This is a genomic window from Cloacibacterium normanense (assembly GCF_002943105.1).
Classification (GTDB): Bacteria; Bacteroidota; Bacteroidia; order Flavobacteriales; family Weeksellaceae; genus Cloacibacterium.
The window spans coordinates 236,771-258,572 of record NZ_PTPZ01000001.1 but is presented as its reverse complement, the minus strand read 5'-3'; the positions used below and the strand labels follow the sequence as shown (position 1 = coordinate 258,572).

Here is a 21,802-nt window from a genome sequence, read left to right as displayed (position 1 = left end):
TAACTCGTAACCCGAATCTCGTAACTCAAAAATGAAAAAGAAAAGAGAATATCAAAGTTCTGAATTGGTGAAAAGTTTTGCCAAGTTGTATGGTTTTGAGGATAAATTATTGGCTTTACAAGTCAAGGATTTTTTGAAAAGCTATTTAGACGAGGCTTTTTTCAAAGAAATTGAAAGCGTAAATCTGAATGAAAAAATTCTAGAAATCAGAATAAAATCTCCACTTTTCAGAAATGATTTTAGAATGAAAAAGTCATTTTTTCTCAAGAAATTTCAAGAAGAATTTGGCGCAGACCAATTTATGGATGTGTATGTTTTGTAGTGTCTGAAATTAATTTTTTGGCTCTTTCGTCTAACACAGAACGAATTGGGAAAAAGAAAATCAGCGGATTTTTAAAGAAATATTTAATGATGCTTCGGTTAAGGTTTCTCACCTCACCAAAATTCACTTTTCTAGAACGGAATGCCAGAAACATTGACAATCCAAAGCTTACAATAAAGTTTAAGAACCCAATTACAAATACCGTTACAAAAGCAATAATAAACGTTTGGGTATCAATTGAAAATTCTTTTCCATATAATCCTAAGGCAAAATTTCCGGCCGCAAAAGTAATATGACGAATATCTAAATCCAGTCCAAAAAACTTACCGATGGTAGCTGTAGAACCTAAGAAAATCCCTAACCAAAGGTTAGACATAATTCCCGCCCAATTTTTAGAATAATATTGTGAAAGATTTTCGGCAAAATTTCTTCCGAAAAGATAATGGATATAAGGATTTTTGGCAATTCTCTCTGGTATTTTATAAAAAACAGAGGTGTTTCCTACATTCCCTGCAATAATCCCCGAAATGAAAAGATAAACTCCCGCTAAAGCGGCATGTAATAAGGCTTTAGAATGAAATGGGTCTAAATCTTTGAGCAGAGTGGAAGATTTTTCAATGGCAAAATTCTGTCCGAAAAGAATTTCTAAACCATAAATAATGGCCAAAGCAATCGGGAAACTCAGCAATACATTTCCTACAAACGCAATGAACTGACTCCTGAATAATTTGGAAACCAAATGGGCAAAATCTAGATAATTTTTAGAATTATTTTTCCCTTCAGAAAGCACTTTAGCCATCGTTGCAGCAGTCATGGCTGGTTGTTTTGTAGCCAGCGTGAAATTCATTAAATAAATCATAATGAAACCCATCGCATAATTAAAAGAGTATAAAAATGCATGGTAAAATTCACTGCCTGGAACATAAGCATACAACATTTTTATGACACAAAGCGCACCTACGATAATTCCGCCTCCACTTGCTTTTTTGAACATTTTAAGATATTCTTTTGGCGAAGTCGTAATGTAATTGGTTCCTGTTTCTGCGGTATGTGTAGTAATGAGATGCGAAAGCAATGTGGTGCTATCATTGAATAAATCTCGGATGTTATTTCGGTGAGATTTATAATCTAAAATATTGATAACCAAATTTTTAGACTTTCTAATCACGTCCTTTTCATCATCAATGACTAGAAGTTCTAAAATTTCTGAAATACGCTGTAATTGTTGACGAATTTTCAATAAAGATTGATTGGTTTTACCTGAAATGCCGTATTTAGAAGCATTTTTGAACGCTTTGCTGATGAAAGCAAAACATTGCTGAAGATAAATTTTAATTTGCTTATAATGACTATCTTTAGAAGTAAGAACGATGGCTTGATTCTTTTTGAAATCGCTGATAAGAATGTCTAGCTCATCTTGTAATGCCAAAAATGGATTGTCGAAATTTTTATATTCTGGAGCCATTTTTAGCACATCTACATCTAAAGCGTTTCCAATAGCTCTCCACGCCAAAATATTCATCGAAAAAAGAAGTTCTTTTTTCACTTTTGGCTGTAGAATCATGCGGTCAATTTCTAACATTCTGAAAAGTTCATCAGATTCTTGTCTAGAAACTTTTTTGATGAATTTAAAATCAGCATTATCTCTGAAAAAAACGTTTGAGATGACGTTAGAAATATTATTATCATCTTCTACTGGTGGTAGAAATTTTGACAAAATTCTTTTTCTTAATTCCGGAAAAAAAGCGTCTTCTGAAAGAATATTGGCTTCGGTAAGAGAAAGGTTAAAAGCTCTTCCCATAAAGACTGTATTGATGTAATACACCAAGTTTTGTCTTATTTCTTCGTGTTCTTTAAGAAAAGTTAAAAAATCAGAGAAATTTTCTTTTTGTAAAGAATGAAAAAGCTCTGTAAGAGGTTTTAAATCACGCGTTTCGTTCTTGATAGAAAAATATTTATCAAGAATCTCTGCTGAACTTTGCGATGTATTGAATTGAAACCTCACGAATTGTCTTTATTTACTCCAAATTTACGTAATTCATTTGTCTCATCACCCAAGAATGTTTTCTAGAAAGATAAGAACTAGGATTTTTCGGGTCATATTTTTTAGGATTTGGAAGACAAACCGCAATCCAAGCTGCTTCTGACTTGGTTAAATCTGCCGAAGATTTCCCAAAATAGTAGTGACTTGCTGCTTCTACCCCGAAAACACCTTGTCCCATTTCTATGGAGTTCAGGTAGCGTTCTAAAATAATGTCTTTGCTCCAAACTTTTTCTATGATAAAGGTGAAAATAGCTTCCAGACCTTTTCTCACATAACTTCTGCCGTTCCAAAGGAAGACATTTTTAGCGGTTTGCTGAGAAATGGTACTTCCTCCTTTTAATTTTTTTCCTTTTTGATTATCTGCAAATGCTTTTTGGATGGCTTGAAAATCAAAACCATTATGTCTGTAAAAATTCTGATCTTCGCTAGCAATGACAGCCTTTTTTACGTTTTTTCCCATTTCATCAAAGCTGATGTAATCTCTGTCTAGTTTTTGATATTTCACCAAACCTTCTATTTGCGTAATGGTAATAATCGGATTAAAAAATCTTCCCCAAATAATAGAAAAAATGCTGATGATAGCAATGGTATAAAATAGTTTCTTAATAAATTTCCACATAAAAATGTAATCTATAATAGTTGATTTAAGTTGCAAAAATAACGACTAATTCAGTTTTTTCATATACAATAATGAATCTTTTGGAAAAATCTCTGGATGAAAAATTTTAATATAGTCTTTCAAAACTAAATCTGCTCTAACTACTCCACTTTCGAAATAATCATTGGCAGAACCTTTTTCTCTACCAGAAATCGTGTAAATATCGCCTTTTTGGTAGACTTTCATCTTCGCATAATTCGGGTTGATGTGAAGTAAATCTTTCTTGTTTTTATGATTTCCTACATTTACCCAAAATTCTGCATTTTCGGCTCTAGAAAAGACTTCTTCAAAGCTTTTCGGGGTAGATTTAGATTCTGAATTGTCTCCAAAAATATATTGGGCATTTGCATCTTTTATAAAATGTGCAATTTGAGAGTTTCCACCTGCTACAAACCATTGATTTCCGTAGATTTCATTGGTTAAAACTTGCGGTTTATTCATAGATTTTGCTGCTAAATTCTTATACGAATTATATTTTTTTTCAATTTCTGAATATTTTTCTAATGCTTCTTTTTCTTTACCGAGAAGTTTACCGAAAACCTCTATTGTTTTTGCTTTTTCTAAAGGTTTCTCTTCTAAATATTCATCAATAAAGATAATTTCTATTCCGTTTTTCTTTAAAACTTCGTAAGTATTCTCGAAACTGGCAACGTAATTGGTGAAAATAGCATCTGGTTGATACGCAATGATTTTTTCTACATTGTATTTCTGTTCGTTTCCGATGTTTTGAATTTTATTTTCTTGGATTCTTTTCTGTATTTTCTCTGAAAAAATATATTCTGGACTAGAAACGCCAATGATTTTTTCTTCTGCGCCTAATTCTGTAATGTATCCTACCAAACTTGCGTTGAGCAACATAATTTTTTGGTACGGCAATTTAGAATGCGGAATTTTATACTGATGTTTTCCTGATTTTAAGAGTAAAAAATCGCCATTTTCTTTGAACTGAATGTTTTTAGAAATAACAATCCAATCTGTGGACAATTGATAAGTTTCTTTTTTACAAGAAATTACCATCAATAACGCAAAAAAAGCAAAAAAATATGATTTCATTCTTCAAAGAAAGCAAAAAAGCATTATATTTGCAAACCGAATTTCGGCCTCGTGGCGCAACTGAATAGCGCATCTGATTACGGCTCAGAAGGTTACAGGTTTGAATCCTGTCGAGGTCACAAAAATCCCAAGAAATTTCTTGGGATTTTATTTTTGGAAGAAATTCAATTTTATAAAATCAATCGTTCTTACGGAACTCTATTTTCAAAATATTATCTCTATTTTTGCGTTAACAAATTACAATTTCTTATTACGGATTACTTATGTCTTTAGAAATCAAAAATCTTACAAAAAAATTTGGCGAACAAACAGCGCTTAATAACATCAATTTAGATATTCACAAAAATGAAATCATAGGACTTCTAGGACCGAATGGTGCAGGAAAGTCTACCTTGATGAAATCTATTGTGGGTGCTCTAAAAATAGATGAGGGAGAAATTATTTTTGATGGAAAAAACATTACCGAAAACGAAACGGAAGTAAAGAAAAACATCGGTTTTTTGCCAGAAAATAATCCACTTTATTTGGAAATGTATGTGAAAGAATATTTGCAATTCGTGGCAGATATTCACCAAATTTCTAAAGAAAAAGTAGATGAAATCATAGATTTAGTAGGAATAACTCCTGAAAAATCAAAGAAAATTTCTCAGTTATCAAAAGGTTATAAACAGCGTGTTGGCTTAGCTCAAGCGATTCTTCACGCTCCAGATTTATTGATTCTAGATGAACCTACCAATGGTCTTGACCCGAATCAAATTCTAGAAATTAGAAATGTAATTAAAGAAATTGGCAAAGAAAAAACCGTAATTCTCTCTACTCACATTATGCAAGAAGTAGAAGCACTCTGTACTAGAGTGATTTTGATTCATCAAGGAAACATTGTTCAAGATGCTGACATTGCAGATTTCAAAGGAAAATTCAATAATTTAGAAGAAGCTTTTGCTCATTATACCAGCGTAAAAATAGAAGACTAATCGTTTTCTATTTTTCTTTTGTGAGCAAATTTCAGCATTTTCACACTCGACTGTCTGAAAAGCAATACACTGATGGAAATTCCCACAGCCAAACAAAACAATAAAGAAGCGGTAAGAACCAAATTGTGAAAAGTATTGTCTAAATCTTGAGGATTTCTGACTAATCCACTTTCGTCTGTCAATCGAATGAAGCCCAACATGGTTTTATAGGCGTACATTCCGGGAATCATGGTAATACAAGCTGGCATGGTAAAAACAATAGGCGGAGTGTGAACTCTATGCGCCAAAACGATTCCTAATAAACCTATAAGCACTGTTCCGGAAAGTGTAGAAGTTATTAACCCTAAACCAACTCCTTCGTACAAAGTAAAACGCAAAGCATGACCTAAACCACCTAATAATCCTGCGATTAATAAAACTCTGTTTGGAGTGTTAAACAAACTTCCAAAACCAATGGCTACACAAAATGCGAAGCTAAAATCTTTTATGATTAATAGAAAAAAATCCATTTTAGTAAAAATTATTAATTCCAAAAATTAGAATACTCAAAGCCATTCCAGCAGCAATACACAATAAGAGAAATCCCGAATAAAAACCTCTTGCAATCGCTGTTGCAACGTATCCTTCGATTAAATCTATAACGGCATTCACCAATTGAACACCCGGTACCAAATACAGCACTGAAGTAGCCAATGCTTTTTCGGGGAGCGCTCCTATTCCATAAAAAACATTAATGGAAGCAATAAAACTGGTGACAAATGCTCCACCACTAATCGCTAACATCACATTAAATTTTCGTTTTGAAATTTCTTGTCTCGCAATTAATCCCAGCATAGAACCAAAAAACGCAAAAGTGGCATCTATGAAATCTCCTTTGGCTAAAATACAAAGAGACGCACAAGCAATTCCTACTCCTAGAATAATTTGAATTCGTTTATGATGAGAAAGTTTTTTAATTTTTTCAAACTCTCTTTTAATATGTGGATAATCTAGATGATCGCTCACTACCTTCCAAGAAAGCAAACTTATTTCGTTGAGAATCCCGAAATGAACACCATGAGTTGGTAATCTTTTATAATGAGTGGCGGTTTCTGAAGGGTTGTTTCTCATTTTAGTGGTGAGAATAATTCCATTGAAAGAATAAAAGATTTCTATATCTACTCCGAAAACATCTGCAATACGCTTTATATTTCGGTCTATTCTACCACAATGCGCACCAGCAACCATTAATGTAGAGCCTATATCTAAGAGTAAATCATTATATTTTTCGATTAAAGGTTTCTCTTGCAACATTTCTGATTTCATCTTTAAATTTTTACTGCGCAAAGTTAGGAATTCCTAAAATGCTAAGATTAATAATTAAACCTATTTTATATCATAAAAAAACAGTTGCAATTTTCATTGCAACTATTTTTATATTCTAATTTTATTTATCACAATAACATTCCTTTCTAGATCTTCGAGATTCTGAACTGTCCCAAAAAGGATAAATTTTAAATCCAAAATAGACATCAAAAGAATTAAACTTATCTTGTCTAAAAAAAACGGGCAAAATATTATCGCTTCCTATAAAAAATGGTCCAAATCTAAGATATGCGCCCAATTGAGGTTTTTTATACTCAAATAAAGATAATTGTGCTGAGTAGGTTATTAAATGGTGTGTTTTAGCTAAATTAACATAAAACAGATTAGGCGTTTTAAAAGCATACTTATACAGTGGCACTCTTTGATTAACTCCAAGAGTTAAATATCTATTTCTGCGTAGATTTCCACTATAAGAAAAATGTAGAGCAGTAGGCAAAGCAACTGTAAACTGAGTTCCAACAAGAGAAGCAGTTGGATCACTATAAACATGTGAACTTAGTTCTTGTAAAAAATCAGAGATGCTTGTTAAGTGTTGAAAATCGTTTTTTCTATTAATAGTAAACGGATCTCCATTAAAAACATGCTTTTCTCCATTGACTTTAATAAAACCTATGTCCGTAACAGAAAACGCCAATTTTTGAAGATATTCCCCTTCTTCTTTGTCATAATCTCCGTAATCTATATATGTAAAACCTATATCACCTCCTACTGCATGTCCATAATCTTTTGGCTTATAATTATTTTTATCAAAATCATAAGATGTTGCAAAGAGAATTTCACCATCAAAATTGTTAAAAACAAGAGAGTTTTCATCTCTATTATAATCAATATGAAAAGATTTGTTTTCTTTTACTATTAATGCATCCCAAATTTTAGAATGTTTAAAATTTACTCCAACATTAAATTCTGAAGTTTTGGTTTGCAGAAAAGATTTAGATAGAAAAAAATTATTTTCTTGCAAAGATGCCATATTTACGGAAAAGGGTTCAAACAATCTATTATAAGAAGGCTGATCTACAAAATTATCGTGTTTATAGGGCTCAGCTACATTAAAAGCATTTCCAAAAGTTCTTAATCTAGTATAAAATCCTGCCGCAAATTCGTGATCTTTAATCTTGAATTTGACAGCCACTGCAGGACCTAGAACGTCTGCTTGAAAATGACCGTCAAACTTATCATGAACGGTAAAACCAACAGTGTTTTTGGGTAAATCATTAGAACTTTTCTTATTGCTAATAGTAAAATCATTTTCTCCAGAAATGCCTAAAAGACTTTGTTTAGAAACATACCCATAGTTATTATACAAATAAGAATCTAAAGAAATAATATTTATTTCCCAAGGATTAGAGCTTTGTAAAAAAGATGATGGATTTCCTTGAATTGCGTTGGTAAATATAAAACCATCATTAAAAACTCCTGTAGTATTTTGAGAGAAAAAACTCTGATATAGTAACAAGATTAATAAAAAATATTTTTTCATAATAACACTATCTTCATATTAAACGTAAATTTCGTAAAAAAAATTCTCACTCCAGTATTTAGGAGTGAGAATTATCAAAATAAACTATTAAAACAAAACTATGAATAGTGTAATTAAAGCAACTAAGCGTTACTCAAATTATCTTTCAATCTCAATTTTTCTAATTTTTTAGCTCTTCTTCTTATTTTTAGCTTACTCACCAAGTAGAACATTACTGGCACCATAAGCAATGTTAAAAACGTTGCAAAAGTCAGACCAAAAATAATCGTCCAAGCAAGTGGTCCCCAGAATGCTACGTTATCACCACCAATAGAAAGATGCGGATTAAGCGTAGTAAGGAAACTCCAAATATCAAAGTTAAGTCCGATTGCTAATGGAATAAGTCCTAATACTGCAGTAGTTGCGGTTAATAATACTGGTCTTAATCTCGCTTTACCAGATTCTATTATCACTTCTTTTACTTCTTCAATAGTCAAATCATCATGCGTTTCTACACCTTTTTCAGCGATTTTTTCGTCTAATCTCAGCACGAAGAAGTCCATCAATACAATACCATTCTTCACTACCACACCTGCAAGAGAAATAATTCCCATCATGGTCATTAAGATTACGAAATCCATCTTAAAGACTGTTAATCCTAAGAACACTCCACTAAAACTCAACAAAATGGTCGTCATAATGATGAATGTTTTAGATAATGAATTAAACTGGAATACAATAATACCGGTTACCAAACTCATTGCTAAGAAAAGCGCTAACAATAAGAAACTTTGGTTTTTGCCTTGCTCTTCTTGTTCTCCAGCAAATTTGAAGCTTACACCTTCTGGCAATTGGTAATTCTTCATATCCTGTTTTAACTTCTGCACAATTTCATTGGCATTAGCATCCTTTGTGATGTTAGAATAGACCATAATGGTTCTGGTATTGTCTTTTCTCTTGATTTTGCTGAAGGTTTTTTCTTCATTAAATCTAGCAAAAGTAGAGATTGGGATTTGCAACAACTGTCCTTTATTATTTTGGAAAGTAATCGGTTGGTTAAATAACGCACTCTGATTTTTACGTTGATCTTCCTGTAATCTTACTGCAATTTGATAATCATCTTTAATATCCTTAAAAGTAGAAATCTCTTGACCAAACATGGCTCTTCTCAGTGTAATACCAGTATAAGCGGTAGAAACACCCATATTACCAGCAACTTCTCTATCAATGTCAATAATCAACTCTGGAGAATCTTTATTTACGTCTGCCTGAAGTTTTTCAATACCTGGAATATTTTTAGAATTGATAAAAGCAATTAATCTCTGAGATTCATCAATCAATTGGTTGTAATCATCTCCTTTTAATTCAATGGAAATAGGATAACCAACAGGAGGACCAGAAGCTTGTTGTTCTACGGTAATATTTGCTCCTGCAATTTGAGGAACTGTAGTTCTAATTTCTTCTAAAACTTCTTTGGTATCTACTCCTCTTCTGTCTGCAAACTCCACAAAATTGATGGTAATTTTAGATTTATGAGGCGTTTCTGCTTGTGAACCTGCATCTACTTGAGGATTCACCGCACCTTTTCCTACTTGAGTCACCATACTTTCTATCAAGAAATTTTCTCCAGTTTTTTTGTCTTTAAACTTAGAAATGGTATTCAAGATGCTTTTTTCAATCACTTTTGTAGCTTGATTGGTTTTGCCAATGTCTGTTCCTTGTGGAAAATCCATGTAAACATACATTTGCTTCGGCATAGAATCTGGAAAGAATAATACTTTTGTCCATTTTGTAGCAAAAGAAATTCCCATAATAATAAACGATGCCACCAATAAACCTACTACATACATTAACGCTTTTTTCGGTTTACCATCTAACAATTTTCTTAAGAAATCTTGATATTTCAACTCTAATTTAGGGAAGAAAGTCTCTTGGAAATGTACAATTTTTCCAAAGAAATAATTTTTGTACAACCAAATCGCGGCAATGGCTAAAACTGAAAGGGTAGCCAATGCGAAATATGCTTTTCCTACAAAAATTCCTAAAATAAGTCCTAATAAACCTATTCCACCAAAGATTATGGTAAGCTTTTTATTGGTTTCTGTGGTTAAATTTTCGTCTTTCAGCGTCATACTTCCACCTGTCATCGATGCGTTGATAATCATCGCTACAAATAAGGATGCTGATAAGGTTACAGAAATCGTAATTGGGAAATATTTCATGAAATTACCCATAATTCCTGGCCAGAATAACATCGGGAAGAAAGCAGCAAGAGTAGTTAATGTAGAAGAAATTACTGGGAACGCAATCTCGCCAATTCCATATTTAGAAGCTAGACTTCTGGAAAGTCCTTTCTCCATATTGGCATAAACATTATCTACCACCACAATTCCGTCATCTACCAACATTCCTAATCCCATTACCATTGCAAAAAGTACCATGGTATTCAGGGTAATTCCCATCGCATGAAGAATGGCAAATGCAATCAACATAGAAAGAGGAATCGCAGTTCCTACGAAAAGTGAATTTTTCATTCCCATAGAGAAACTCAAAACTCCCATTACCAAAAGAATACCAATAATAATGTGATTGGCTAATTCATTTACCTGATGCTCTACTTGCGTAGATTGGTCTGAAGTAGTGGTAATATTTACATCTTTCGGAATGTAGGTTTCCTTAGCTTTTTCTATTTTTTCGTTGGCTTGTTCTATGGCATCAATCATGTTAGAACCCGAACGTTTTTTCAGGTTAATCATCACCACATCTTGCCCCATTTCTCTGGCGTAAGTCGTTTTTTCTTTTTCTTTAAAAGAAACCGTAGCAATGTCTGAAATTTTCACGCCTTCTTTCACCACAAAATCATTGATTTCACTTGGCGAAACCACTTGACCTTTAATTCTTACATTATTTCTATAACCATCAGTAGTAAGGTTACCTCCAGAAATGGTAATATTTTCATTTTTAATCGCTCCGATAACGTTATCAAAACTTACTTGAGCAGCATTCATTTTATATAAATCAAGTGCTACTTCTACTTCGTTTTCGTCTACTCCTAAAATAACAGCATCTTTGATTTCTGGAATATCTTCCATGTCATCTTCTAACTGTTCTGCGTATTTTTTGAGGGTTTGTTTCGGATAATTTCCTTTTACGTTAATATTTAGAATCGGAAATTCTTCGGCAATATTTAAGTCAAAAACGGAAGGCTCTACCTTAGAGCCACTGTCTAGATTAGGCCAGTCCTGACTTCCTTTTGCTTCGTCTACCTTATCTTTTATTCTAATTTTCGCCTCTTGAAGCGGTGTTTTATCATCAAATTCTACGATAATTAAACAGTAATCCTGAAATGAATTAGAAGTTACCTTAATTACGCCCGAAACGTTCTTAAATTTATCTTCTAATTTTTTAGTAATCAGTTTCTCTACATCTTCAGCCGAGTTCCCTGGATAAACAGATGAAATGTAAACCTTATTTTCTACTACTTCTGGAAAAGATTCTCTTGGCATAGAAAAGTAAGCAACTATACCTAGAACTACGATGATAAAAGTAAGCAAATAAACGGTTACTCTATTATCTACAGCCCAGCTTGAGAAGAAAAATTCTTTTTTATGATTATTATTTGAACTCATATTTTATTAGCTTTCGGCTTTCAGCTTTCAGCTTTTGGCGATTCAATTTATGCTGATTGCCAATAGCTGATTGCAGATAGCATTATTATTGAATTTTAATTTTTTGTCCGTCTACTAAAGTTTTAGAACCATCGGTAATTAAGATATCACCTTTGTTTAATCCGCTCTTGATTTCTATAGAGTTTTCAGATTTTTCACCTTTAGTAATGAATACTTTTTTAGCCACACCTTGGTTTCCGTTTACATTTTTCGCCACGAATACGAAAGATTTATAAGCAGCATCTTCATAAATGTACTGCGATGGTACTACAATCGCATTTGGATTAAAATAATCTTCAATTTTTACTTTAGCCAAAAGATTTGGTTTAATAATTCCACCTTGGTTAGCAATCGGAACTTGAATGGTAAAAGTTCTATTCGCTGGGTTAATAAAATTAGAAGTTAATCTTACTCTAGAATTTACCGTTTTCTTCAACATTGGAAAATCTACTATAACAGAAGTTCCCGCTTTTACGTTGGAAAGGTAAGTTTCTGGAACTTTTGCTTCTACTCTCATTGCAGTAAGATTAATCAACTTCACAATTGGCATTCCTGGAGAAACCACCTGTCCTGTTTGTTGCATTACTTCATCTATCACACCAGAAAATGGAGCTCTAATTGCTGTTTTGCTCAGTGTAGCTGCTACTGCGTCTGCAGCTTTTTGAGTGGCCGCCACTTGACTTTGCACCGCAGAAACTTGTTTTACGCTTGATTCATAATTGGTTTTAGCTTGTAAAAACTGAATTTCTGAACCGATTTTTTGTTTCCAAAGAGAAGCTTGTTTTTCGTAGGTGATTTTAGCCAATTCCGAAGCAGATTTCACTTGTTGTAATTGAGCGTTTACTGCAGAAACTTGAATTTGTGCTTGTTTTAATTGGTCTGCCAAACCTCCATCTGCTACTCTACCAATGACTTGACCAGCACCTACATATTGACCTTGACGAACATACAATGTTAAAGTTCCTGGCATTTGTGGCTGAACTGCTACATCTTGGTCTGTAGTAACATTTCCTTGAAGTTCTATATAGTGAGCAAAATTAGTAAGTTCTAATGGCAAGATAGAAACAAAACCTTGAGTTTGGTTTACGCCAAAAGTTGACAAATTCTGGTCTACATTTTCCATTAAAGCATTAATGCTGTCAATTCTTTTTTGCTGTTGATCACGGTAAGCTTGCAAACCTTTTACGTCTTTTTTAGCGATAAGGTCTGCTAAATTGTCATCTGTATTTTCTTTTTTACAAGAAATTACTGCTAAAGATAATAAGATGGGTAAAAATATTTTTTTCATAATAGTAGATTTCAAATTTTTTGAAAAATAATTTAATAAAGATTATAGAATTCCTTTTGCTTTGTCTAGTTGAACTTTTGCTTGAATTAATTCTATAGCGGCTTGATAATATTTAGTTTGAGCCTCATACAATTGGTTTTCTGCTTGTGAAAGCTCAAAACTTGTACCCAGGCCTTCTTTAAATTTCACATTTTGTTTTCTGTAGATTTCAGAAGAAAGTTTTACCAAATCTTCTGCTGTATTATAAGAAGCTAGAGCGTTTTCGTAGTCTGTTGCTTTTTGATAATATTCGCTTTGCAGTTGTTTTTCGGCATCTTCTTTATCTAATTGTGCTTTTACTAAATTTAGTTTAGCCTGTTCTGTTTTCCAATGTCTTTGTAAACCACTGAACACAGGAATGTCTATTTGAATTCCGAAATTAGAACTGTAAAACCAATCTGAACTAAATGGTTTAAAATCATACCCACCACTCACATAACTTGGATTAAAAAATGCTGCTAATGAAGGCAAAGCTTTAGATTTTTCTAATTTTAATAACAACTGATTGATCCTTACTTGATTTTGTTTCAATTTTAAATCAACATGATTGCTGAAATCAAAACTATCTCTCGCAATTAATTGTTTATTTTTATCTAAAACCTCATCAAAAGAAGACGAAAGCACAAGCTTTTCATCAAGTGGATATCCTATTAAGTATTTTAAGCCAACATTCAACTTATCTTTTGTTCTCTTAAGATTATCAATTACTGTGGATAGATTTTTATAAGAATATTCTAATTGTTCTACACTTTGCAATTCTGTAAGACCTGTTTTGTATACTTGTTTAGTATCATTTAGATTTTTCTCAAGTACTTTTTTGTTTTCTTCTAAAGTCTTGATATTTTCTTCTGTTGCAAGAATACCTGCGTACATCATCATCACTGCTTCTTTAATCGAAACATCTGTTTTTTCTTTGATTAATGATGCCGTTTCTTTGTACGTTTTAGCACTTTCTAACCCTACAATATAAGAACCATTAAATAATAATTGAGTCACTGATAAACCCGCATTAAAATTATGAGGCAATCCAAAATTAAGTGGCACAATGGTTCCTTTAGGAAATGTATTATTAAAATTACTTACATCTACTAATTGCACTTGGTTTTCGCCATTAAGATATCTTACCTGTCCATTAACTTGAGGTAAACCAATACCTACCGTTTCTTTTACTTTTTGCTGAGCAATGGTTTGATCAATTTTTGCTTTTTTTACGTTGACGTTATTTTCTAGCGCATAAGAAACTGCCTCATCTATTGTGAGGTTTTTCTGTGCATACATTTGCGTAGAAAATGCGGTGAGCGCGAAGATTTTAATCCAATTCTTCATACTTTGTTTTTAATTCTTTTAGTCGTTGTTGTCCTTTTTCTGTTACGATGGCGTTTAGATAAAAAAACTTAATTCCTGTGGAAATGTATTTTTTATCTTTAATATCTTCAAATAACGGAGAAACATCTACAGAAAATAATAATGTGGTCAAAAATTTAATAAATAAATCAGTAGGAATATCTGTTCTGTAATATCCTAATTCTACTCCTCTTTCGAAATTTTGTTTTAAAATTTCTTCAATTTTTATTGATATTGATTTCTGATGCTGATGAAATACTTCCGGATAATATTTTATCAATTGTAATACAAACGCATTTTTCTCCTGACTTGTTGCATCGTCTATTCTCGTTCCAGAAATAAACATGATTTCTATAGGACACTGATGATTTTTTCTTACGGTTTCTACTTCCTCAATCGCCTTACTAGAAATATGCTCTAGAACTTCGGTCAGTAATTCTTCTTTGTTTTTATACTTTTGATAAAGGGTTTTCTTAGAAATACAAAACTCTCTTGCAATATCATCCATTGTAAGTGTTTTCGCACCGTGAGTACGAAACATATCAAACAATCTATCTAATGTACATCTTGTATTTTTCATAATTACGGGTGCAAAGATAGAAAACGGAAACTAAAAAACAAAAAAAGTTTCCAAGTTTTTATCTATTTCGTTTTAGATAAAATCAATCACAAAAAAAACCGAGACAAATCTCGGCTTAATGTTAATTTAAATAAATTTCAAATTTTCCAAATTCATGAATTTTTTCAAGCAATTGATTATTAATATTAATCGTTTGATGCAAGGCTCTCGCTTCTACAAAAGTATTGTCTAAAGGATTCTGGAGAAAAACATTCAATTTATGTTCTCCTTTTTCTGCCAACAATTGCGTTTTGAAAAATTCTATATCGGTTTTATTCAGTTCATTTACAGGAATAATCAGCGACAGCGATTTAGCATACTTTTCGAAAGCATCTTTCAAATCCATAATATCTGTAACATTGGTAAAAACTCTTCCTTCAGAACCTTGAGTAAACTTCATTTTCACGATCACAAAACGATCTTTGGCAATTTTCTCACGCAACTTCATATAATCTCTATCCCCTAATCTGAAACTGTAACTTCCCGTATAATCTTCTAAAGTCAAGAAACAAATCTTTTCGCCAGAATTTTTCCCATCTCGCAAAATCATTTCGGTAATCAAGCCAGAAACCGTGTATTCTCTAGCATTATCAAACATTTTTTGTCTTTCCTTCCAATCTTTTGGCGCTTCAAAAAGACTTCCAGCTGGAAATAATTGTTCTTTGAACGCATCAATTTCATCTAAATTCAAGAAATTGAAGTTTCCTTTTGGTTCAGCTTTTTTCGCAGAAGATTCTTCTACCAATTCTTCATCTTCTGAAACTTCTAAACTTATATCAATGCTTTCATCATCGTCTGTTTCCTCATCTAAAATTTTGGCTGACAAGTCATTTGGAGCAATTTCATTTTTTTTATTGTCTTCTAAAACGAAATTTTTAGAAAATTCTCCGTTGATAAACTTATACTGGAATTTATATTCATCTAAAGGATGCGCCGAAAGATAGAAACCGATGATTTCCTTCTCACGATTCAGTTTATGCATATTTTGCCATTCTGCACAAGGTAAAAGTTTCGGTCTTTCTATCTGAACCTCATCTGCAAAATCAGCAAAAAGTGAATTCTCCACCGAGTTTTTATTATCTTGAAACGATTGTCCGTAACGCAAAAGCTTTTCAATATTGGTTCTTCCAGCATTATCCACATCAAAATATTGCGCTCTGTGATAAGAATCTAATTCGTCAAAAGCACCTGCAATCACCAAACTTTCCACCACTCTTTTATTGACTTGTGAAGATGGCATTCTTTCAAAAAAATCATAAATATCTTTGAATCTACCGTTTTGTCTTTCCATATAAATGGCTTCAGAAGGTGCTTCTCCCATTCCTTTAATCGCTCCCAACCCAAATCTGATTTGTCCTTTTTCGTTCACCGCAAATTGGAACTGAGATTCATTAACATCTGGCCCTAAAACATCTACCCCAATCGCTCTACAATCTTCCATAAAAAGCGTAATTTGCTTTGTGTTGTTAATGTTATTACTCATCACACTCGCCATATATTCCGCAGGATAATTGGCTTTGAGATAAGCAGTGTGGTAAGCAATTAAGGCATAACAAGTGGAGTGAGATTTGTTAAATGCATATTCTGCAAATGCTTCCCAGTCTTTCCAAATTTTATTGAGCTTTTCTTCGTTAAGATTATTCTTTTTTCCACCTTCAATAAATTTCGGGTACATTTTATCCAGAACGTCTTTCTGTTTTTTACCCATTGCTTTTCTTAGTGTATCGGCTTCACCTTTAGTAAAATTCGCCAATTTCTGAGAAAGCAACATTACCTGCTCCTGATAAACCGTAATTCCGTAGGTTTCTTTTAAATATTCTTTACATTCCTCTAAATCGTAAACAATTTCCTCTAAACCGTGTTTTCTGTTGATGAAATTCGGAATGTATTTAATCGGTCCAGGTCTGTACAAAGCGTTCATCGCAATTAAATCCGCAAAAACCGTAGGTTTCAGTTCGCGCATGTATTTTTGCATTCCCGCACTTTCGTATTGGAAAATCCCAATCGTTCTTCCTTCTTTGAAAAGTTCGTACGTTTTTTTATCATCAAGAGGAATTTCATCCGTATTGATTTCAATTCCGTGACGTTGTTTAATGAGTTTTATTGCATCTTTGATAATGGTTAAAGTTCTTAAACCTAGAAAGTCCATTTTCAACAAACCAGCACTTTCTGCAACAGAGTTATCAAACTGAGAAACCAAAATTCCCGCATCTTTTGCAGCGATAGAAATCGGAACTAAATTTGAAATGTCTTCTGGCGTAATAATCACACCACAAGCGTGAATTCCAGTATTTCTGATGCAACCTTCCATTTTCTGCGCCGAAGCCAAAACTTGATGTCTAGAATCATTCGGATTCGCTAAAATCGCCTTCATTTCTTCGGCTAAAGGTTTATCTTCTGGTTTTAATTTTTCTGGTTTATTGAGTGCTTTTGCAATATTCATTCCCGGAGTTTCAGGAATTAATTTCGCAATCGCATTCGTATCAGGAATCGAAACATCCAGAACTCTTCCTGCATCTTTAATCGCGGATTTCCCTCCCAAAACAGAGTACGTAATAATCTGCGCCACGTTCATTTGTCCGTATTTTTCAATTACCCATTTTATAATCGCATCTCTACCTTCATCATCAAAATCGATATCAATATCGGGCATCGAAACACGCTCTGGATTCAAGAAACGCTCAAAAAGTAAATCATATTTAATCGGATCTACATTGGTAATTCCGATGCAATACGCAACTGCAGAACCTGCTGCAGAACCTCGACCAGGACCAACTGAAACGCCCATTTTTCGGGCTTCATTACAGAAATCCTGAACAATCAAAAAGTAACCAGGATAACCTGTATTGGCAATAACTTCTAGTTCAAAATCTAATCTTTCTCTGATTTCATCGGTAATTTCTTCGTATTTTTTCTTTGCACCTTCATAAGTCAGATGTCTTAAATAGGCATTTTCGCCACGTTTTCCCCCGTCCTTTTCGTCTTCTTCGCTTTGAAATTCTTCTGGAATATCAAATTTTGGAAGCAAAACATCACGCTTTAAAGTATAAGGTTCAAATTTTTGTAAAAAGTCTGTGTATGCTTCGAAAGCATCAGGAAACTGACGAAAAGTTTGTTTCAATTCTTCTGCATTTTGCACAAAATAATGGTCATTAGCTAAACCTTTTCGTTTCCCAAAACCTTTACCAATAGGCGTAGAAACTCTTTCTCCGTCTTTGATACAGGTAATAATATCTTGAATTTTAGCATCTTCTTTTTTGGTATAAAAAGTTTCATTTTGTGCTAAAATTTTCACATCATGTTTATCGGCTAGTTCTAATAAAACTTCGTTTAAGTGCTCTTCTTCTTCTATGTCATGATTCTGAATTTGCACATAGAAATCGTCTCCAAACTGCTCTTTCCACCAAAGAAAAACTTCCTCTCCTTTTTGTTCCCCGAAATTCAAAATGGCATTTGGAACATCTCCATAAATACCCGCTGTAATAGCGATAAGATTTTCTTTATATTCGGCAATTTGTTTCTTAGAAATCCTTGGTACACCCGCATAATAACCGTTGGTATAACCTAAACTCGAAAGTTTTGCAAGATTTTTATATCCTTGAAAATTTTTTGCCAAAAGAACCATGTTTGTTCTTCTATCTGGATCATCTTTGGTAAATTGTTTTTGCTCTGGTCTTTCTGAAATATAAAATTCACAACCCAAAACTGGAACCAAAGGTGTTTTAGTAAACTCTTCACCTTTTTCTTCGGCTTCTGATTTCTTTTTCTTGATATCTCCATTGTATTTTTCAACTTCGGAAACAAACTTGAAAGCACCCATCAAATTTCCTAAATCTACCATTCCGACTGCCTTAAAATCGTTTTCGGCAGCTACTTTTATCAGTTCATTAAAATGAGAAGTCGCGGCAAGTGTAGAATAAATGGTATGATTATGAAAATGGAAATAATCGCCAATTTCTACATCCTTGGTATCGCCAAAATCTACGGTAGATTTCTTCTTCTTAGAGTCTGCAACTTGCCTTCTGATAACAATATCAAAAGGTTTAATCGGCTCACTCCAAATTTTCTGAAAATTTTGGAATTGCTCATCACTCCAAAGCATTTTCTCTGCAGGAATGATACGTTGTCTCGCCATTTCGAAGAAAATCTGAGCCGTTGCATTTACGTCTGCAGCAGCATTGTGCGCTTCATCAAACTGGTAACCGTATAATTTTTCAAAAAGCTCGCCTAGTTTTGGAGATTTAAATCTTCCTCCTCTTCCTCCTGGCAAAGCACAGAAATCGGTTCCCAATTCCATGGTATCAGCTTTGGGAATTTCTTGAAGATTATTTTCGATTTCTTTTCTAAAAAACTCTGCACCTACAATTTTATAATCAAAATCAATATTGTGACCAACACCAACTTTTGTCTTCTCTAATGCTTTTTTAAATTCTTCTAAAACCCATACTAAATCTTTTCCTTCTTCTTTGGCCATTTTGGTAGAAATCCCGTGAATTCTGGTCGCGTTAAAAGGAATATCGTACCCTTCAGGTTTAATGATATAATCCTGATTTTCAATTAATTTACCTTCATCATCATGTAATTGCCACGCAATCTGCACCATCCTTGGCCAATTATCTGAATCTGAGATGGGTGCGTTAAAATTTTGGGGCAAACCAGTAGTTTCCGTATCAAAAATCAAGTACATTCTTTAGAAAATTTGTTCAAATTTAATCGAAAAAAAATTAAAATTTAATTAATCTATTTAATATTTTATATTTTCTTTAAGCTATTAGTATCTCTTTTTTTATATTTGTTGAAAATTAATTTGATATGAGAAAAACATTTATATTTTTATTGAGTATATCCGCTCTTAACTTTGTTTTTGGTCAAAAAAACAATGAATTACAAAAAAAATTCTCAACAGAAAGAGTTGAAAACGAAAAAAAACTTGAGAAATATTTAAACCAAAATAAAGGAAAATTTACCAATGAGCAAATAAAAGAAATGCAAGCAAAAATTGCTGGATTTGCTGGAAACATTCCTGTATTTCTACAAACGGATGATCAACCTTCTAACCGAAGTGCAAATTTAACTGCTTTACAAAATGGTACCCTTTTAGGGCTTAATGGAACAGAAATTAATGGCACTGGGATTAATATTCTAGTCATGGATGGAGGCAGAGCACATAATACCCATCAAGAATTTAAATCTTATTCTGATGGTACCTTCCAAGTAACTAATGCAGAAGCTGAATCTGTTTTAAAATCATCACACGCAACTAATGTTACAGGAGTAATCTTAGCCTCGGGAGCATATTCAGGAATTATTAATTGGAGTAATGGAACATCTTCTAATGTTTCTGATGTAAGAGGAATAATTAGAAATGCAACTACAACAAATTACGCCTTTGACAATACTGATTTGGGTACTAATTACCAAAAATTAGAATGGTATTCTCAAAATATTTCCAATCATTCCTATGGAATTAATTTAGGTTGGACTTACGCTAGTAGTGCAAGCTCTACCTATCCTCAAGTTGGATTTTATTGGATTGGTAATTATGATTTAAATACAAGAGACACATATAATGGCAGCTATTATACTCAAGATGCAAATTTTGACAAAATTGTTTACAGCAATCCTTATCAAATCGTTGTAAAATCTGCAGGAAATTACTACGGAACACATCCAAACAATGACCCCTCAAAAGCTAAATTTAAATACGACAACAATACTAAAAGCTATGTCCCATTTGCCGCCAACGATATCATCCCAGAACCTAATTGTAGCTTAGGATATAATTGTATTGGCTGGGGTTCTCTTGCTAAAAACATAATTGTAGTAGGAGCAACTCAACAAATTGGAACTATAGATAACACCTATACTTCAGCAAATGATGTTATTAAAGCAAGTTTTAGCAGTGCGGGACCAAGAAAAGACGGTGCAATAAAGCCAGACATTACCGCTGTAGGAGTTGAACTTTTAGCTCCAACTTATAGTTCAACTTATCCCACTAACAATGGATATTATACAAAATCTACAGGAACGTCTTTTTCTGCTCCAATGATTTCTGGAATTATTGGTGCATTAACACAAGTAAGTAGGGTTATTAATAATGATAGTGGATTTATGTTTAAAGCAGACGAAATAAAAGCATTATTAACACATACTGCAAATGAAGCAGGTAATCCTGGACCAGACGTTTGGTATGGCTGGGGATTTGCTGATGCTACTAAAGCGGCTCAGTTAGTAATTGATAAGAAAAACAAAAAAGCATATTTTGAAAGAAATACACTCACTTCTGGTGTAAAATTTACCAAAACGATTACCGCTAAAGCTGGAGAATCGTTAAAAGCAACTATTTCTTGGATTGATCCAGCGGCTGTTCCTTTTACTACAGATAATGACTTGCAAAACAATACTACCTCTAGATTAGTAAATGACTTAGACCTAAGAATTATTGACACTACCACAAACACGATATATTACCCTTGGAAACTTAATGTAGCTTCTCCTATGGATAACGCAACTAAGGGTGATAATACTGTAGACAATGTAGAACAAATACTTCTTGAAACTCCTATAGCAGGTAGAGCTTACAGAATTGAAGTTTCTAACAAAGGAACACTTAATAATGGTGCCACTCCAGTTCCTGCAACTGTACCACAAGATTATGCACTTATCATTACAGGTGTAGAAGAATCTTCATTAGGAACAGCAGAGATTTCTGCAGAAAAATTAGTGACTATTTATCCTACCAAAACTAAAGATTTTGTAAACGTACTCATTCCAAAAGGTGCTAAAACAATAGATATTTTTGATTTATCAGGAAAATCAGTTCTGAAAACAGAAGCGAAAAGTTTCCAAACCATTGATGTAAGCCAATTACCAAAAGGTACTTACATTATCAATGTGAAGACCGATAAAAGTGTAAGCTCTCACAAGTTTATTAAAGAATAATTTTGAGTCATAAAAACTCCTAAATGA

At 33.1% G+C, this 21,802-nt stretch carries 14 protein-coding genes and 1 tRNA gene; 4 read left to right on the top strand and 11 right to left on the bottom strand.

Translation table 11 applies throughout. The features are described 5' to 3' along the window. Positions 1–31 precede the first annotated feature (31 nt). Positions 32–322: a hypothetical protein gene (locus tag C3729_RS01145; protein ID WP_104792456.1), complete on the top strand. Its 291-nt coding sequence runs from the start codon at positions 32–34 to the stop codon at positions 320–322. On the opposite strand, the gene C3729_RS01140 is transcribed toward C3729_RS01145, so the two are convergent. Genes C3729_RS01140 through C3729_RS01130 form a run of 3 tightly spaced genes read right to left on the bottom strand, consistent with a single transcriptional unit; the run spans position 300 to position 4,077 of the window. Then, positions 300–2,327 (bottom strand): recombinase, encoded by a 2,028-nt coding sequence (locus tag C3729_RS01140; protein WP_104792455.1) that lies wholly within the window; start codon positions 2,325–2,327, stop codon positions 300–302. The genes C3729_RS01145 and C3729_RS01140 overlap by 23 nt on opposite strands. Before the next feature lie 13 nt (positions 2,328–2,340). Beyond that, complete coding sequence (mtgA, locus tag C3729_RS01135) at positions 2,341–2,985, bottom strand: monofunctional biosynthetic peptidoglycan transglycosylase (protein ID WP_104792454.1); 645 nt, start codon at positions 2,983–2,985, stop codon at positions 2,341–2,343. A 45-nt stretch (positions 2,986–3,030) separates the two neighbouring features. Beyond that, the gene (locus tag C3729_RS01130) at positions 3,031–4,077 is read right to left on the bottom strand and encodes an ABC transporter substrate-binding protein (protein WP_104792453.1); all 1,047 of its coding nucleotides are present in this window, start codon (positions 4,075–4,077) and stop codon (positions 3,031–3,033) included. Positions 4,078–4,122: 45 nt separating this feature from the next. Here C3729_RS01130 and C3729_RS01125 point away from each other — a divergent pair. Together C3729_RS01125 and C3729_RS01120 are read left to right on the top strand one after the other, a co-directional pair. After that, a tRNA-Arg gene (locus tag C3729_RS01125) sits at positions 4,123–4,196 on the top strand. A gap of 144 nt (positions 4,197–4,340) precedes the next feature. Next, positions 4,341–5,051, top strand: coding sequence for an ABC transporter ATP-binding protein (locus C3729_RS01120; RefSeq protein ID WP_104792452.1), 711 nt, complete (start codon positions 4,341–4,343; stop codon positions 5,049–5,051). On the opposite strand, the gene C3729_RS01115 is transcribed toward C3729_RS01120, so the two are convergent. From C3729_RS01115 to dnaE, 8 genes are all read right to left on the bottom strand, one after another. Beyond that, positions 5,048–5,560, bottom strand: a complete 513-nt coding sequence (locus C3729_RS01115) for a threonine/serine exporter family protein (protein WP_104792783.1) — start codon at positions 5,558–5,560, stop codon at positions 5,048–5,050. The genes C3729_RS01120 and C3729_RS01115 overlap by 4 nt on opposite strands. A gap of 1 nt (position 5,561) precedes the next feature. After that, positions 5,562–6,356 carry a threonine/serine exporter ThrE family protein gene (locus C3729_RS01110; protein ID WP_104792451.1) on the bottom strand — a complete coding sequence of 265 codons (795 nt, stop codon included), beginning with the start codon at positions 6,354–6,356 and terminating at the stop codon, positions 5,562–5,564. Positions 6,357–6,477: 121 nt separating this feature from the next. Continuing rightward, entirely contained in the window at positions 6,478–7,896 is a 1,419-nt protein-coding gene (locus C3729_RS01105; protein WP_104792450.1) for a hypothetical protein, read from the bottom strand. A 122-nt stretch (positions 7,897–8,018) separates the two neighbouring features. Next, positions 8,019–11,504, bottom strand: coding sequence for an efflux RND transporter permease subunit (locus tag C3729_RS01100; protein ID WP_104792449.1), 3,486 nt, complete (start codon positions 11,502–11,504; stop codon positions 8,019–8,021). A gap of 85 nt (positions 11,505–11,589) precedes the next feature. After that, positions 11,590–12,831 (bottom strand): efflux RND transporter periplasmic adaptor subunit, encoded by a 1,242-nt coding sequence (locus C3729_RS01095; RefSeq protein WP_104792448.1) that lies wholly within the window; start codon positions 12,829–12,831, stop codon positions 11,590–11,592. A 42-nt stretch (positions 12,832–12,873) separates the two neighbouring features. After that, the gene (locus tag C3729_RS01090; protein WP_104792447.1) at positions 12,874–14,196 is read right to left on the bottom strand and encodes a TolC family protein; all 1,323 of its coding nucleotides are present in this window, start codon (positions 14,194–14,196) and stop codon (positions 12,874–12,876) included. Beyond that, entirely contained in the window at positions 14,180–14,794 is a 615-nt protein-coding gene (locus tag C3729_RS01085; RefSeq protein ID WP_104792446.1) for a TetR/AcrR family transcriptional regulator, read from the bottom strand. Before C3729_RS01085 ends, C3729_RS01090 begins: the two co-directional genes overlap by 17 nt. Positions 14,795–14,915: 121 nt before the next feature. Beyond that, positions 14,916–19,520: a DNA polymerase III subunit alpha gene (dnaE, locus tag C3729_RS01080; RefSeq protein WP_104792445.1), complete on the bottom strand. Its 4,605-nt coding sequence runs from the start codon at positions 19,518–19,520 to the stop codon at positions 14,916–14,918. Positions 19,521–19,645: 125 nt separating this feature from the next. Between dnaE and C3729_RS01075 the strand changes: the two genes are divergently transcribed. Beyond that, on the top strand, positions 19,646–21,775 hold the full coding sequence (locus C3729_RS01075) for a S8 family peptidase (RefSeq protein ID WP_104792444.1): 2,130 nt from the start codon (positions 19,646–19,648) through the stop codon (positions 21,773–21,775). Positions 21,776–21,802: the final 27 nt, after the last annotated feature.

Bases quoted from the DNA above. Each gene is read 5' to 3' on its own strand.
- C3729_RS01110 (WP_104792451.1), bottom strand. From the start codon at position 6,356: ATGAAATCAGAAATGTTGCAAGAGAAACCTTTAATCGAAAAATATAAT.
- C3729_RS01095 (WP_104792448.1), bottom strand. From the start codon at position 12,831: ATGAAAAAAATATTTTTACCCATCTTATTATCTTTAGCAGTAATTTCT.
- C3729_RS01100 (WP_104792449.1), bottom strand. From the start codon at position 11,504: ATGAGTTCAAATAATAATCATAAAAAAGAATTTTTCTTCTCAAGCTGG.
- C3729_RS01115 (WP_104792783.1), bottom strand. From the start codon at position 5,560: ATGGATTTTTTTCTATTAATCATAAAAGATTTTAGCTTCGCATTTTGT.
- C3729_RS01075 (WP_104792444.1), top strand. From the start codon at position 19,646: ATGAGAAAAACATTTATATTTTTATTGAGTATATCCGCTCTTAACTTT.
- dnaE (WP_104792445.1), bottom strand. From the start codon at position 19,520: ATGTACTTGATTTTTGATACGGAAACTACTGGTTTGCCCCAAAATTTT.
- C3729_RS01130 (WP_104792453.1), bottom strand. From the start codon at position 4,077: ATGAAATCATATTTTTTTGCTTTTTTTGCGTTATTGATGGTAATTTCT.
- C3729_RS01085 (WP_104792446.1), bottom strand. From the start codon at position 14,794: ATGAAAAATACAAGATGTACATTAGATAGATTGTTTGATATGTTTCGT.
- C3729_RS01090 (WP_104792447.1), bottom strand. From the start codon at position 14,196: ATGAAGAATTGGATTAAAATCTTCGCGCTCACCGCATTTTCTACGCAA.
- mtgA (WP_104792454.1), bottom strand. From the start codon at position 2,985: ATGTGGAAATTTATTAAGAAACTATTTTATACCATTGCTATCATCAGC.
- C3729_RS01120 (WP_104792452.1), top strand. From the start codon at position 4,341: ATGTCTTTAGAAATCAAAAATCTTACAAAAAAATTTGGCGAACAAACA.
- C3729_RS01105 (WP_104792450.1), bottom strand. From the start codon at position 7,896: ATGAAAAAATATTTTTTATTAATCTTGTTACTATATCAGAGTTTTTTC.
- C3729_RS01145 (WP_104792456.1), top strand. From the start codon at position 32: ATGAAAAAGAAAAGAGAATATCAAAGTTCTGAATTGGTGAAAAGTTTT.